The sequence below is a fragment of the Kitasatospora purpeofusca genome (assembly GCF_000718025.1).
Classification (GTDB): Bacteria; Actinomycetota; Actinomycetes; order Streptomycetales; family Streptomycetaceae; genus Kitasatospora; species Kitasatospora purpeofusca.
Window position 1 is genome coordinate 91,674 of the sequence record NZ_JODS01000025.1, and the last position, 15,168, is coordinate 106,841.

The 15,168-nt window shown below is 74.5% G+C and carries 9 protein-coding genes; 3 read left to right on the forward strand and 6 right to left on the reverse strand.

Going from position 1 to position 15,168, the window contains the following annotated elements; genetic code table 11:
• Positions 1-61: 61 nt before the first annotated feature.
• Positions 62-1,702 (reverse strand): DUF4192 domain-containing protein, encoded by a 1,641-nt coding sequence (locus IF01_RS0129515; RefSeq protein ID WP_051756470.1) that lies wholly within the window; start codon positions 1,700-1,702, stop codon positions 62-64.
• Between the two features lie 222 nt (positions 1,703-1,924).
• On the opposite strand from IF01_RS0129515, the gene IF01_RS0129520 reads away from it, so the two are divergent.
• Both IF01_RS0129520 and IF01_RS0129525 read left to right on the forward strand, forming a co-directional pair.
• The gene (locus IF01_RS0129520) at positions 1,925-4,132 is read left to right on the forward strand and encodes a RecQ family ATP-dependent DNA helicase (RefSeq protein WP_037781579.1); all 2,208 of its coding nucleotides are present in this window, start codon (positions 1,925-1,927) and stop codon (positions 4,130-4,132) included.
• 481 nt (positions 4,133-4,613) lie between these two features.
• The gene (locus IF01_RS0129525) at positions 4,614-5,270 is read left to right on the forward strand and encodes a hypothetical protein (protein ID WP_051742862.1); all 657 of its coding nucleotides are present in this window, start codon (positions 4,614-4,616) and stop codon (positions 5,268-5,270) included.
• 376 nt (positions 5,271-5,646) lie between these two features.
• Here the strand turns inward: IF01_RS0129525 and IF01_RS51385 are convergent, their stop codons facing one another.
• From IF01_RS51385 to IF01_RS0129540, 3 genes are all read right to left on the reverse strand, one after another.
• A complete protein-coding gene (locus IF01_RS51385; protein ID WP_341845509.1) occupies positions 5,647-5,994 on the reverse strand; it encodes a hypothetical protein in 348 nt (115 codons plus the stop codon).
• A 463-nt stretch (positions 5,995-6,457) separates the two neighbouring features.
• Complete coding sequence (gene rnhB, locus IF01_RS0129535) at positions 6,458-7,168, reverse strand: ribonuclease HII (RefSeq protein ID WP_030396634.1); 711 nt, start codon at positions 7,166-7,168, stop codon at positions 6,458-6,460.
• 160 nt (positions 7,169-7,328) lie between these two features.
• The gene (locus IF01_RS0129540) at positions 7,329-8,039 is read right to left on the reverse strand and encodes a TetR/AcrR family transcriptional regulator (protein ID WP_078880416.1); all 711 of its coding nucleotides are present in this window, start codon (positions 8,037-8,039) and stop codon (positions 7,329-7,331) included.
• 158 nt (positions 8,040-8,197) lie between these two features.
• Between IF01_RS0129540 and IF01_RS0129545 the strand changes: the two genes are divergently transcribed.
• Positions 8,198-9,745 carry an MFS transporter gene (locus IF01_RS0129545; RefSeq protein WP_369826375.1) on the forward strand — a complete coding sequence of 516 codons (1,548 nt, stop codon included), beginning with the start codon at positions 8,198-8,200 and terminating at the stop codon, positions 9,743-9,745.
• A 198-nt stretch (positions 9,746-9,943) separates the two neighbouring features.
• On the opposite strand, the gene IF01_RS42465 is transcribed toward IF01_RS0129545, so the two are convergent.
• Together IF01_RS42465 and IF01_RS44405 are read right to left on the reverse strand one after the other, a co-directional pair.
• Positions 9,944-11,698 carry a DUF4153 domain-containing protein gene (locus IF01_RS42465; protein ID WP_078880417.1) on the reverse strand — a complete coding sequence of 585 codons (1,755 nt, stop codon included), beginning with the start codon at positions 11,696-11,698 and terminating at the stop codon, positions 9,944-9,946.
• A gap of 211 nt (positions 11,699-11,909) precedes the next feature.
• Positions 11,910-15,113 carry an Ig-like domain-containing domain gene (locus tag IF01_RS44405; protein ID WP_157855381.1) on the reverse strand — a complete coding sequence of 1,068 codons (3,204 nt, stop codon included), beginning with the start codon at positions 15,111-15,113 and terminating at the stop codon, positions 11,910-11,912.
• Positions 15,114-15,168: the final 55 nt, after the last annotated feature.

Here is a 15,168-nt window from a genome sequence, read left to right on the forward strand (position 1 = left end):
CCGGTCGGGGGCGCGGCACCGGAGGAGGCAGTCGACGGACCCGGCCGGGCCGCCGCGGAGGTCACCGGGCACGGCTCTGCCCCCGCTCCGCCCCGCACGCGCCCCGGCGGCGTCGGCCCCCGGGCGGGACGGCCGCCGCCCTGGGCGCCGGACCGGGGACCCGTGCCCGGCAGAGCCCGCCCCCGGCGCTCCGGGCGGTCCCCGAAATCCCCTCCGGCCGCCCGGCACCGTGCCTCTCGACACCGTCCGGCCCGGCCGGGTGGCCGGGAGGCTCCGCCGTGTCGTTGCTGTCATTGCTGTCGGTGCTGTCGGCGGTGCGGGAGCCGGACCCCGGCGGGGTGTCGACGGACGGGGTGTCGACGGACGGTGAGCCCGCCACCGGGCGGCCGCGCCGCCGCCGGCCCCGACGGGCCTTCCCCCGTGCCGGAGCTCCCGCCCCCGCGCCACCGGGCCCGGGCTCCGCCGCTCCTCCCCCGGCCGGATCGGGGCCGGGTCCGGGCGCACCACCGAGGTCCGGCCCGGGGGACGGGTCCGGAGCCGCCTCCCGCTCCGCCGCGGCCGCCGCCGCCTCGCTCTCCGCCCGCTCCCGCTCGGTGCGGCGGTGGCGCTCCTCCTCGATGCTCGCCAGCAGCACCTCCGGCGCGAACCCGCCGTTCATCGACTCGTAGAGCAACTGCGCGAGCAGGTAGCCCGGGGCGCGGCGGAGCGTGTGGCCGAGCACCACCCGCGCGGTCGCGGCGTCCCCCGCGACCCACGACACCCAGGCCAGCAGGGTGAGCGGCGGGGCGGCGAGGCGCTCGTGGGGCGCGACGCAGCGGGTGGCCAGGAAGCCCCAGAGCCGCCGGGTGGGGGCGAGCTCGGCCGGCCGGGCGTACTCGGCGGCGCGGTCCCGCAGGACCCGGTCCTGGAGCGCCAGCAGCAGCCGGGCCGCCCGGTCGTCGTCGAGCGAGACGGCTCCGGCCATGAACTCGGCGACGGCCGTGTCGATCAGCCGGGCGCCCTCCCTCCGGTCGAGCGGCCGCCGCCCGCCCGGGGCGGCTCCCGGACCGACCCCGGCCCGGGCCAGGGCCGCCCGCGCGGACTCGGCCCCGGGCGGGCCGATCGGGGCCAGCCCGGCCAGGATCTCCTTGCGGCTGCCGCGCGGCGCCAGTCCGGCGACGGTCGCCGCGACCGCGACCGGGCCGGGGGCGGGCTCGCGCCGGATCGGGTGTCCCCCCGGTCGGCAGCAGCCCTCCCGGGTGCAGAGGTAGGACCACCAGCGGCCCGCCGAGACGCAGAGCGACTCCTTGACCCGCACGCCCCGGCTCTCGAAGGCCTGCCGCAGGCGCTCGGCGAGCGGCCGCAACCGCTCCTCCACCAGCGGGCCGTGCTCCCGGCCCGGCCCCCGCACGGCCGGATCCTGGCAGAGGTAGAGCAGCACCTGGACCGGCCGCTGCGCCTCCCGCTCGGAGAGCCGGACCATGAGGTCCGCCGTCTCCTCCGCGGCGGACGGCCACTCGGCCGCGGACTCGGGGATGTCCAGCCGGATCACCCCGCCCTGGTGCAGGCCGGGCGGCTGCAGTCCGACGGCGACGATGCTGTCGTCCGGGAAGAAGCCGAGGAGGTAGGGCAGCGCCTCGGCCATGTCGGCCGGGCCCCGCATGGTGAGCGAACGGCCACCGGGACCGTCGCCGAAGGGAAGCGCGATGTGTTCTTCGGTCATGGCCCGAAGGCTGTCCCAATTTCCCGGGACCCTCGGAAAATTCTTCGGAATCTGTGGATAAACCCGGCCTGTGAATAACTCCTCCCTCGTTCGGCGTACGGTCGCCCCACTCTCCCGAGGGAAAAATGACGGCCGTTCAGCAGAAGAACGGATGAAATACCTCCGGACTTCGCCCGCTCCTCGCCCACCGCCGTTCGCCCCCTGTCGGTCCCACGGGGTTTCATGGACGCCATGGAGCAGCCGAAGACCCACACCACCGCCACCACCGCCGACCGGGCCGAGGTCAGGGCCCGGGCCGAGGCCGTCCTGCGCGAGCTGGCCGGCCCCGGCGCGACCCTGCGCGAGGACCAGTGGACGGCCATCGAGGCCCTGGTCGTCGACCACCGCCGGGCCCTGGTGGTGCAGCGCACCGGCTGGGGCAAGTCCGCCGTCTACTTCATCGCCACCTCCCTGCTGCGCGCCCGGGGGGCCGGACCGACGGTGATCGTCTCGCCGCTGCTCGCCCTGATGCGCAACCAGGTGGACTCGGCCGCCAAGGCCGGCATCCACGCCCGCACCATCAACTCCGCCAACACCGACGAGTGGGACGCCGTCCAGGCCGAGGTCGCCGCCGGGGCCGTCGACGTCCTGCTGGTCAGCCCCGAGCGGCTGAACAACCCCGACTTCCGCGACCACGTGCTGCCCAAGCTCGCCGCCTCCACCGGCCTGCTGGTGGTCGACGAGGCCCACTGCATCTCCGACTGGGGCCACGACTTCCGCCCCGACTACCGCCGGCTGCGCACCATGCTCGCCGAGCTCACCCCCGGGGTCCCGGTGCTGGCCACCACCGCCACCGCCAACGCCCGGGTCACCGCCGACGTGGCCGAGCAGCTCGGCACGGGCGCCGGCGACGAGCACGCCCTGGTGCTGCGCGGCCCGCTCGACCGCGAGAGCCTCACCCTCGGCGTGCTCACCCTGCCCGACCCGGCGCACCGGCTGGCGTGGCTCGCCGACCACCTCGACCGGCTGCCCGGCTCCGGCATCGTCTACACCCTCACCGTCGCCGCCACCGACGAGGTGACGGCCTTCCTGCGCGAGCGCGGCTTCGCGGTGGCCTCCTACTCCGGCCGCACCGAGGACGCCGAGCGCCGCACCGCCGAGGCCGACCTGCTGGCCAACCGGGTCAAGGCGCTGGTCGCCACCTCGGCCCTCGGCATGGGCTTCGACAAGCCCGACCTCGGCTTCGTCGTCCACCTCGGCTCGCCCAGCTCCCCGATCGCCTACTACCAGCAGGTCGGCCGGGCCGGGCGCGGGGTCGACCGGGCTGAGGTGCTGCTGCTGCCCGGTCGCGAGGACGAGGCGATCTGGCGCTACTTCGCCTCGCTCGCCTTCCCGCCCGAGGAGCAGGTCCGCCGCACCATCGACGCGCTGGCCGAGGCCGGCCGGCCGCTCTCCACCGCCGCGCTGGAGCCGCGGGTGGACCTCCGCCGCGCCCGGCTGGAGACCATGCTCAAGGTGCTCGACGTGGACGGCGCCGTCCGCCGGGTCAAGGGCGGCTGGACGGCCACCGGCCGGAGCTGGGAGTACGACAGCGCCCGCTACGCCAAGGTCGCCGCCTCCCGGGAGGCCGAGCAGCGGGCGATGCGCGAGTACGCGACCGGCGGCGGCTGCCGGATGGAGTTCCTGCGCCGCCAGCTGGACGACGAGGAGGCCGTGCCGTGCGGGCGGTGCGACAACTGCGCCGGGCCGCAACACGGGCCCGAGGTCTCGGCCGAGGCACTGGAGGCGGCCCGGGCGGCGCTCGGCCGTCCCGGTGTGGGCTTCGAGCCGCGGCGGCTCTGGCCCACCGGCATGGACGCCCTGGGGGTCCCGCTCAAGGGCCGCATCCCGGCCGGGGAGCAGGCCGAGACGGGCCGCGCGCTCGGCCGCCTCTCGGACATCGGCTGGGGGAACCGGCTGCGGTCCCTGCTCTCCGACCAGGCCCCGGACGCGCCGGTCCCCGGCGAGGCGGTGGACGCGCTGGTCACCGTGCTGACCGACTGGGCGCGCGGGCCGGGCGGCTGGGCCGGCCCGGCGGCGGCCGACGGCGCCCGGCTGGACCGGCCGGTCGGCGTGGTCACCATGGCCTCCTCGTCCAGGCCCCAGCTGGTCGGCAGCCTCGGCGCCCGGATCGCCGAGATCGGGCGGATGCCGCTGCTCGGGCGGATCGAGTACGCGACCGGGCAGCCGCCGCACGGCTCGCGCAGCAACAGCGCCCAGCGGCTGAACTCGGTGGCGGGCGCGCTCACCGTGCCGCCGGAGCTGGCCTCGGCGCTGGCGGCCGCGAACGGACCGGTGCTGCTGGTGGACGACCTGGTCGACTCGGGGTGGACGGTCACGGTGGCCGCCCGGCTGCTGCGCCGGGCCGGCGCGAGCGCGGTCCTGCCGCTCGTCCTGGCGGTCCAGGGCTGACGGAGGGCGTCGTCCCCGCTCCGGCGCCGGTCCGGCGCGGGCACCGGAACAACCGGGGAGGAGGAACGGCGGGAGAACGGAAACAGCACGAGGACGGACCGGCGGCGGCGCCGGAACCGGCGGGATCCGCAGGACGGATCAACGGGACACCGTCACGGGAAAGGAGGAACGGAGGTGGCGGAGATGCTTCGGAGCGCGCTGCGCCACGGTCGGATCCCGGTCCGGAGGCGTCCTGGCCGGTTTCGCGCGACCGTGGAATATATCCGGCAGAACGTTGGCTTTCGGGCGGCGTTCATCATTTCATCATTGCCGCTCCACCCCTCCTACCCTGAGAATTGGACCGTACCCGGAGCCCAGTCCCATGGACGGTGCCTTCGGCGTACGCATGCACCCGCGCGCCCGTGGGTCGGGAAGGAGGATCGTGATCAGCGGCATCGACCGAGGTCAGTATCCCCTCGCCCGGAGCTCGTCGCCCAGACGGATGCTCGACCTGGAGGCCTGGGCGGAATCGGGGATCCCGCTGCTCCGCGAGCCCCGCGACTTCGTACTGGAGCTGCACCAACGGCACCTGCCGCAGCCGGGCACGGTCGTGGTCGCCGTCCTGGACCCCGAGCACCGGGTGACCGCCTCGGCCTCCTTCGCCCCCTGGCCGCACGATGCGGACGGCTGGCAGCACCGCAACGCGATCCTCACCCACCTGCGCCAGGTCACCCCGCACGACCTGCGCCTGCCCAGCCCGGCCCGGACGGCCGTGCTGCTGCGCTGCCGCGAGGGCGCGGCCGGCTGGACGGAGCAGGACGGTGCGTGGATGTGGGCCCTGCGGGACGCCGCCACCCTGCACGGGCTGCGCTGCGGAGCGTACGTGGCGCTGACCCCGGCCGGCTGGCAGATCCTCGGGGACGGGCGGAGCGGCCGCAATCCGCACGCGGGTTCGTGGGCGGAAGGTCCGGTCCACACCGTGACCGAGCTGCCGCCGCGCACGGCGCTGGAGGGTTCGCACAGCCAGCGGCCCCTGCGGTCGGCACCCGAGCGGCCGCAGCGCGGCGACCGGACCCAGCGGTCCCGTCAGGGCGACCGCCCGTGGACGCCCGCCCGGGTCACGGCGATCGAACCGGCCCGGCGCACCGGCACCCGCTGACCGGACGGCCTCCCGTCCGCGGTCCGTGACGGCGGACGCCGGTCCGGCACGCGCCGGCTGCGGCGCGCCTCGGCTCCGACACGCCCCGGCTCCGGCACGCCCCGGCTCCGGCACACGTCGCCGCCCTGCCGGTCGGGCTTCCCGCACCCCTGCCCTCCACCCGCCCCTCCGCGGCTCCGCGCACTCCCGGCCCCGGGCATGCCGAAGCCCGGCACCCACGGGGCACCGGGCCGGGACGGAACAGGACGGGGAGGACGGGGAGAAAGGGACCGGAACAGGACTGGACGGAGCCGTGGCCGGGGTCGTCGACCGGGCCGGGAGGCCGGAACCGCGAGGGCCGAAGGGCCCCCGCGGGTCGCGGATCCCGGCGTGGGTCTCAGGCCGGCAGAACGCGCGGAGCGGGTGCGCCGACGGCGGCGAGCGCCGTACCGGCGACCGCCGGGTCGGCGCCGCCGCAGACCACCAGCAGCTCCTCCGCGTGCCGCAGCGCCTTGGCGTACGCCGTCGCGGCACGCTCGGCCGAACCGCCGTTGACGACCAGTACGACCACCGGTCGGCGGACCGGGCGGGTCAGCTCCGCGTCGGCGTAGAAGACGTCGCCGCCCTCGGTGAGTTGCGCCCAGTAGCGCTCCTCGCCGAAGGACAGTTCGTGCTGCTGCCACGGGTGCGCCGCGCCGACGGTCAGCACCAGGACGGCGCCGGGCTCGCGGCCGGCGTCCAGCAACTGGTCGACGGTCTCGTCGGCGCGGTCCAGCGCCGCCGACCGACTGGCGGGGACGTGCCGGACCTCGACCGACGCCGGTTGCGGCGCGGATCGGGGACCGGGCTTGGGGATCGGGCTCGGCCGCGGCGACGGCCCCGGACGATCCGCACGCGCGCTCGTCGAACGCGGCCGAGCCGCCCGCGGCGGTGCGGGGCGGGGCCCCGGCACCTGGACCGGCGCGGGGCCGGCGGCCGACGGTACGACGGGGGTCGCGCCGCCGATGGCCGGCGCGTGGAGGGCTTGTGCGTCCGACTCGCGGGGACTGGGAACGCCGGGGCCCGGGAGGCTCTCGTTGATCTCCGGCTCCTCGGGGAAGACAGGCATACCCGGATATCTATCAAATGCCGGTCGAACGCGCACGGGCGCCCCACCCATTGGTCACCACGAGCCCTACGATCCGCGGTCGAAATATCCCGACGTAGTGTCAGAAACCGAGCGCGAGCTGCTCCCCGGCGGACTCGGCGGAGACCGTTCCGGCGGGGCCGGGCACCACCCGGATCCGCTTCAGATGACGCCACTTGGGCAGCGCGTCCAGATAGGACCAGGAGAGGCGGTGGTGTTCGGTCGGCCCGAGCTCCTCCAGTGCGGCCCGGTGGACCGGGGAGGGGTAGCCGGCGTTGTCGCCGAAGGCGTACTCGGGGTGTTCCTCGCCGAGTTCGGCCATCATGCCGTCGCGGTGGACCTTGGCGAGCACGGAGGCGGCGGCCACGCAGATGCACGACTGGTCGCCCTTGATCACCGTGCGCACCTGCCAGGGACCGCCGAGGTAGTCGTGCTTGCCGTCCAGGATCACCGCGTCCGGCTCCACCGGCAGCGCCTCCAGCGCGCGCACGGCGGCCAGCCGCAGCGCGGCCGTCATCCCGAGCTCGTCGCACTCCGAGGCGGAGGCGTGACCGAGGGCGTACGCGTTGACCCAGTCGGCGAGGACGGGTGCGAGTGCCTCACGGCGGAGCTGGGTGAGCAGCTTGGAGTCGGTCAGCCCCTCGGGGGGCCGGCGCAGGCCGGTGACGGCCGCGCCCACGGTGACCGGACCGGCCCAGGCACCACGTCCGACCTCGTCGAGGCCGACCACGATCTTGGCGCCGGCCCGGCGCAGCGAGCGCTCGACGGAGTGCGTCGGCGGGACGATGGGCATGAGAGGGGTCCGTTCAGCTGGTCGGACTCCAGCCTAAGCCACCCGCCCGCACCCCCGACCGGCCCGAGCCCCGCCCCCGACTCCCGCCCCGCCCCACCTCGGACGACGACCGGGCGGGGCGGGAGGAAGGGCCGGGCAGGAGACCGCCCCGGCCTCCCCCTCACACCCGGATCAGCGGGACGAGGACCTCCTCCACCAACTGGTCGACGAACTCGGGCCCGACCTGCCGGCCGCAGACCTTCACCCGGTACAGCAGCATCGCCGGGACGACGTCGGCGACCAGCGGGGTGGCCGCGTCCGGTCGGACGTCGCCGCGCTCGGCGCCCCGGCGGAGGATGTCCAGGATCACGCCCTTGGTGGGCTCGATCATCCGCTGGGCGATGAAGTCCTTGAACAGCTGGGCCTGTTCGTGGTCCAACTCGGCCATCACCGCGGTCACGGCACCGCCCGCCCGGGAGCGGGCCACCGAGGCGAAACTCTCGACCAGGTGCCGCAGTTCCTCACGGGCGGACCCGAAGTCCGGGGTGTCGGTGGGGCGTGGGAGAGTGGAGTCCAGGGCGTCGATGACCAGTTCCACCTTGGACGCCCACCGCCGGTACAGCGCGGCCTTTCCGGTGCGCGCGGCACCGGCGACCCCTTCCATCGTCAGCCGCGCGAACCCGCCGGAGGTGAGCTGATCGAGCGTCGCTTCGAAGATCGCCGCCTCCAGCTCCCGCCCGCGCCGCCGCGCCGGCCTGGTCAGCGCCTCGGCCACGGCCTGGACCGGGCAGGGGCCCCGCATGGGCTCGGGCGCGCGCTCCGCCTCGACCCGGGGGGCCTGCCGACCGGCCGAGCGTTCCTTCGCCTGGCGCCGCACCAACTGATCCATCATCACCAACCCTAAGGAACGCTTGCGTTCATAATCTCGCCGACGCTATCGTCCACAGTAGTGAACGATACCGTTCCTTCATAGCCCGCGGGACGCCGTCGGGCCGGGCCGGACCCCAGAGTCCGCAGCATACGAAGCAGTAGCCAGCAGGGGGCATCAACTTGGCTATCTCCGACACACTCAGCAAGAACTCTCCGACGCGGAGCGGGCACGGCCCGAACAAGGGCATCACCCTCGCCGTGATCGCGGCCACGCAGCTGATGGTGGTGCTCGACGCCACCATCGTGAACATCGCGCTGCCGCAGATCCGGGACGCGCTGGACTTCTCCACCACCAACCTCTCGTGGGTGATCAACGCCTACACGCTCACCTTCGGCGGCCTGCTGCTGCTCGGCGGACGCGCGGGCGACATCCTCGGCCGACGCCGGGTCTTCATCGCCGGCACGCTGCTGTTCGGGCTGGCCTCGCTGCTCGGCGGCTTCGCGCAGGACGGCGGCATGCTGCTGGCCGCCCGCGCGCTCCAGGGCATCGGCGGCGCGATCTGCTCGCCGACGGCCTTCGCCCTGATCGCCACCAACTTCGACGAGGGGCCCGAACGCAACCGGGCCTTCGGCGTGTTCTCCGCGGTGGCCGGCTCGGGCGCCGCGATCGGCCTGCTGGCCGGCGGCCTGCTCACCGAGTACCTCGACTGGCGCTGGGTCTTCTTCGTCAACGTGCCGATCGCCGTCCTGATCGCCTTCGCCGCGCCGCGCTACATCGCCGAGTCGGAGCGCCACCCGGGCAAGTTCGACCTGCCGGGCGCGCTCACCTCGACGCTCGGCCTGGTCAGCCTGGTGTACGGCTTCATCCGCGCCGCGTCCGACGGCTGGTCGGACCCGGTGACGCTCGGCTCCTTCGCCGCCGGCGTCGTGCTGGTGGCCGCGTTCGTGATCATCGAGACCCGCACCGCGCAGCCGATCACCCCGCTGAAGCTGTTCGCGAACCGGAACCGCACCGGCGGGCTGGTGATGATGCTCTGCCTGGCGGCCGCCATGTTCGGCATCTTCTTCTACATCACGCTCTTCGTGCAGGGCCCGCTGGACTACAGCCCGCTCAAGGCCGGCTTCGCCTTCATGCCGATCAGCGCCTCGATCATCGTGGCCGCCCAGCTGGCCTCCAGCCTGCAGGCCAAGTACGGTCCCAAGCCGTTCATGGCGGGCGGCGCGCTGCTGGTCACGGTCGGTCTCACCTGGCTGACCTTCATGAACGCGGACAGCGGCTACGTGGACGGCATCCTCGGCCCCACGGTGGTCTTCGGCTTCGGCATGGGCCTGGTCTTCGTCCCGGTCATGCTGCTCGCCGTCGCGGGTGTCTCCGGTCAGGAGACCGGCGCCGCCTCCGGCCTGCTGAACTCGATGCAGCAGATCGGCGGCTCGCTCGGCCTGTCGATCCTGACCACGGTGTTCGCGCACTACGCCACGGCCGAGGCCAAGGTCCAGCTGCCCGGGTTCATGGCCACGGCCACCCCGGAGCAGAAGGCCTGGCTGATGGAGAAGCAGGAGTTCCCGAAGGGCACCGGCGCCGCCAACGAGGTGCTCGCGCAGGGCATCTCGCACGGCTTCATCGTCGGCGCGGTGATGGCGGGCCTGGCCTTCGTGATCGCGGTCGTCGCCATCAAGGCGAAGGCCTCCGACCTGCCGTCGGACACGGCCGGCGTCGCCGTGCACTGACCCGGTCGCCCACCCCGGTCGCCCACCGCGGTGGGCCGCACCGGACGCGGCACCACGCAACACGGCACCACGTACGGCGTCACGCAACACAGCACCGCGCAACACAGCACGGAACAGGGCCGGTCGGGAGCTGCACGCTCCCGACCGGCCCTTCGCACGCTCCCGGAAGCTCGCGACCACCGGGACCGGCGCCGCCGCTCAGCCCTCGAAGGCGTCGTCGCGGCTCATGCCCACCCGGTCGCAGGCGTCCTCCGCGTACGAATGGTGATCCGGCACGGGTCGTTCGGCGAGGATCCCCCGGGCCCGCGACGCCGCCAGACTGGTGGCGTACCAGGGCGTGGAGCCCTCCGCCCGCAGGTCGTACGCCACCTGGCCCAGGGCGCACGTCCGGTAGTCGCCGGGCAGCCGGTCCAGGGCCGGCACGGCGTCCGCCGAGAGCGAGCGGACGTTGCGCAGGTCGATCTGCCCGGTCCGCTCGAAGCGGGCCACGTTGTGCTCCGCGACCATCGCGTCCGACCCCATCAACCCGTAGACGGCGGCGGCCGCCACCGCGCTGAGCACCGCCGCGCGCGGCAGCCAGCCGGCCGACGGGGTCAGGCCCGCCACGATCAGCAGCACGAACACCACGCCCAGCCAGATCTCGACCGCCAGCACCCAGAGCCGCAGGGTGGTCAGGCCGGAGGCGTCCACGTAGAACCACATCCGCCCGAGCGCCGCGGCCACCACCACCAGGGTCAGCAGGCAGAGCGCGCCGAGCAGCAGCCGCACCAGCCGGCGGTCGGCCTCCGTCCCGCGCGGCGCCCAGCGCTTGGCGAGCGCGACGACCACCAGGGTCAGCACGGTGACCACCAGCAGCTGCCAGAAGCCCTGCCGGGCGTACTCGGAGCGGGTCATCCCGGTGCGCTCCAGGATCGCTTCGGCGCCACCGAGCACCACCACCGCCTGGAGCACCACGAAGGCGCCGAACATGAGGTTCAGCGCGGCCAGCGGCAGGGCCCACTCCAGCCGGCCCCTGGCCCGGCCCGGCCGGACCACCGTGCGGTCCCAGCGCCGCGGGCCCGCCGCGATGTGGGCGAAGCCCAGCGCGGTCGCCAGGCCGAGCACGAACAGGGCCGCGCGGGCCGGGAGTTCGCCGAGATCGATGCTGGGGGCGAGGCTCTCCAGGACGTTCGCCATGGCCGCGTCCGCCCCGGCGAACAGGGCGCCGAAGACGGTCAGCAGCACCACCGCCACCAGGACGCCCTTGAGCACCGGCACCACCTGGCCCCGGTCACCGACGCGGCGGCCGCGCAGGGTCCGGCCGGCCCACACCAGTCCGGGCACGAGCTGCCAGAGCAGGCCGGGCAGCGCGAGCAGGACACCGCTCCAGCGCCGTCCGCCGTGCAGCGCCAGCGAGGCCAGGCCCACCGCCCAGACGGTGCTCAGCAGCACCGGCCAGCCCGCCTCGTACAGCGCCGGGACGGCGAGCAGGGCGAGCCCGAGCGCGCTCCACAGGACGGTCCAGGCCCTCGGCCGACGACCGGCGGCCCGGGCGGCGGCCCCGGCGCCCACGGTGACGACCGCGGCGCAGAGCAGCAGGTTGACGCCGAGTCCGTCGATCAGCAGCCAGGAGCTGAGCAGACCGGCGAGTACCGCCGCCAGCACCGTCCGGCCGGTGGCCGGGGCCTTCCGGTCCGGGTCGCTGGGCCGCAGCCACTGGAACGGCTGCGGCGCGGGGGTGCCGGGCGCCCGGTACGGGCCGGTGCCGGGAGCGCCGCCGGGGCCGAAACCGCCGGGAGCACCACCGGAGCCGTAGCCACCGGCAGGGCCGAAGGCCCCGGTGGGACCGGCCGCCGGCACACCGGCACCCGCCCCCGCCTCCGCACCGGCACCAGCACCAGCACCAGCACCAGCACCGCCGACGCCGGGCCGGGGCGGCACTCCGCCCGCGGCGGGCATGCTGAATCCGGACATGGGATCCCCCTCAATGGTCGGGTGGGAACGCGGAATCCACCCTCCGGGCGGTCCGCCGACGAGCACGCGGAACCACACCGGTGAGGACACCGGGCACCACGGCCGAAGCCGACTGTAGACCATTCTGAACAAGTTCAAAAACACCGGGCCGGGCTCTGTCGCACCCCTGTGACAGAGCCCGGCCCGAAGCCGGGGAGGAAGCGGACCGCCGTCAGTACGTCCCGTAGAGCGAGTACCGGAAGGAGTCCTTCACGGCCGGCCCGAAGTCCGCCGGCCACGTGCCGAACGGCACCACCGTGTTGCTGTACGCCCCCTGCCCGGCGGTGCCGGTCGAGTAGTTCATGTTGTTCACCGTGGTGCTCGTGCCGTTGGTGTTGTAGACGAACCAGTACGAGGTGTTGGCGCTCAGGGTGAGGTTCACCGGCAGCGAGTTCCACGCGTTGGCGGTCAGCGTGCCCGGGCCCGTGGCGGCCACCAGCGTGCCCGGCGAGCCGCCCGCGTCGGTGTAGACGGCCAGCTGGTACCGGTTGTTGGGCGCCGCTGCGATCGGTCCGACGTGCACGCTCAGCGCGGTGAGCGCCGCCGGATCGGCGCCGGTGGTCACCCGGCTCCCGTTCAGGTGGTTGGAGTCGGTGTCGTCGATCAGCGAGCCCACCGCCGTGTTCCCGATCGTCCGCGGCTCCGCTCCCCCGGTGGTGAAGGAGAACGTGTACGGGGCGGCCAGCGCGTTCCCCGAGCGGTCCCGGACGCCCTGGACGGTCGCGGTGTACCCGGTCGTGAGGGCCAGCGGGGCGGCCGGCGTGAACACCACGCCGTTCGCCGCCGCGTCGTGGGCCACCGACCCCGCGACCGCCGCGCCGCCGGACGCGGTCCGCAGGGTGACGGACCCGCCGGTGACGCTCGCCGGGTCCAGCGGCTCGCTGAAGGAGAACCGGACCGCCGTGCCCGGGGCGACCGCGTCGGCGCCGCCGGCCGGGGTGGTGCCGATCACCGCGGGCGCGGTGGTGTCCTGCCCGTAACTGGCGCTGTACGAGCCCACCGCGCCGTCGAAGAACGCGTAGGCGATGCCCTTGACCGTCTCGACCCGGTACGGCACCGGGCGGCCGCCCGAGGTGATCCCGGTCAGGGTGCCGGCGGCCGCGTCGACCGGCAGCATGGCGCGCAGCCCGTTGGCCCCGCCGGTGATGCCGAAGGTCAGCGCGCTCCCGTTCCAGGCCAGCCCGGTGAAGGCCGAGGCGTTGCGCCCGTCCAGCCAGGTGAGCATCTGCCGGCCGGACACCACCGGGGCACCGTGCGCCTTGGCGGCGGCGACGACCGCGTCCGAGGCGGCGGAGGCGGCGAAGTCGGTGTGGATGTTGGCGGTCAGCGCCGCGTAGTAGCCCTTGGCGCCGTACGCCGCGTCGAGCAGGGTGTTGACGGTGCCCGGGTAGGACTGGCCGGACTCGTCGGTGAGCTGGGTGGTGGCCTGGTACTCGTCGATCACGCTGCCGTCGGTGTCGGCGAAGCGCATGATCTGCGCCGTGCCGTTGAAGTAGCCGGGCCGGTCCTGGGTGAAGTTCGAGGGGTAGAAGTAGTAGTCGGTGTCCAGCCGGATCCCGTTGGCGAGCTTGGTCCTCGCCTGGGTGGCCCAGTCGTCCCACTCCACGCAGTGGGTGCGGCTGCTCGACGGGTTCGGCAGGTTCGGGTACTTGGCCCGCCAGGCAGCCAACTGGTCCCGGTAGTAGCCCTGCAGGACCGAGGTGCTGCCCCAGGGGCGGCAGTTGGTGCTGACGTGCACGCCGACCTCGAAGCCCTGGTCGCTGTACGCCTTCGCCTGGGCCGGGGTGAGCGGGTCGTCCGTGTAGATGTAGGAGGAGCCGCGGATGCACTCCCAGTTCGCGACCGAGCAGCCGGGCGGGCTCTGCGCGATGTAGCCGTCCCAGCGGCCGGCCGTGCCGCCCACGCCGTGGTCGTCCCCGGTCATCACCACGACGGCCTTGACGTCGCGCGGGAAGTACCAGAACCGCGGCAGCGGCGCGTCGTCGGAGGCGAGCTGGGTGAGCAGGTTGGCGAGCAGCCGCTGCTCCTCGTCGGCGATCGGGATCAGCGCCTTGTCCAGGTCGTTCCAGTCGGACTGGCCGCCGGTGCCGAAGAACATCTCGCTGGCCTCGTAGCCGTCGACGCCGTCGCGCTGCTGGCCGGCCCAGGCGGCGTTGCCCTGCCGGGTCTGCACCACCGACTTGGCGAGGTCGTAGCTGAACGCGGCGGCGCGGCCGCTGCCGGCCGTGCGCAGGCTGACCGCCGGATTGGCGGTCGCGGTCGCGGCGTCGCTGTACAGGGTGGCGACGGCGGTGGCGCCGTTCAGCGTGTAGAGGTCGGCGGGGCCGTGGTAGCCCATGGTGTCACCGGTGATCCCCGCGCCCGGCGCGGCGGCGGTGTTCACCTTGAGGTAGGCGTCGGCGCGGGTGCCGGTGGCCGGGGTGAGGCCGAACAGCGGCGCGAGCTGCCGGTCCGGGCGCATCGCGACCAGCTCGCCGCCGCCGTTGGTCCAGGTGGTGAACAGCGCGGCCTGGGCGGCGGTGAGCGGCATCTCGCCGAGCAGCACCACCTCGGCGGAGGCGAGCACCGCAGCGGTCACGGCCGAGATGTCCACCTGGCGGTAGGCGTTCAGGCCCTCCGCCTTGAGGATCTCGGCCAGGTACCGGGTGTACGGATTGGCCTGGCTGGTGACCAGCAGGATCGGACCCTCGGTGCCCGGGCCCGCGCCGGGCGGCGGGGGCGGCGGGGACGCCTCGGTGCTGTACGTGGCGTAGATCGAGAAGCTCAGCCCGCTGCTGGTGACCGCGCCCGCGCTGGCCGGCCAGTTGCCGAACGGCAGGCCGCCGTTGCCGTACACGCTGGTGCCGCCCGGGCTGTAGCGCAGGTTGTTGACCGTCGGACCGGAGCCGTTGGTGTTGTAGGCCAGCCAGTACGGCGTGTTGGCGGTCAGGGTGGCCGTCAGCGGGACGGTGTTCCAGCCGGACCCGCCGAGGGTGGCGGTGGCGCTGCTCGCCAGCAGGGCGCCCGGGCTGCCGCCGTTGTCCTGGTAGATCGCGGTCTGAAAGCGGTTGTTGGGCGCGGCGTCCACCGCGTCCACGTACACCGAGACGCTGCTGACCGTGCCGCCGGACGAACCGGTCACGTAGCGCGAGGCGTTGAGGTAGTTGGAGTCGGCGGTGTCGGTGGCGGTGCCGACCGCCGTGCTGCCGAGCGTCGCCGTGACGGCCGCCGCCGGGGACGCGCCCGGCCCGGACACCAGTGCCGCCGCGGTGGTCAGGGCCGCCAGCAGGACTCCGGACCGCCGCCACCACCGCCCGCCCGCGCTCCCGCCACCGCCCCGACCACCGCCGCCGCGTCTGTCCGTACGCCCGCCCAGGCGTGTGCCCGTGTCTGCCATGACCGCCCCCCTGTGTCATCTCGGCCGACCAGCCCCTAACGGTGTACCGGTAACC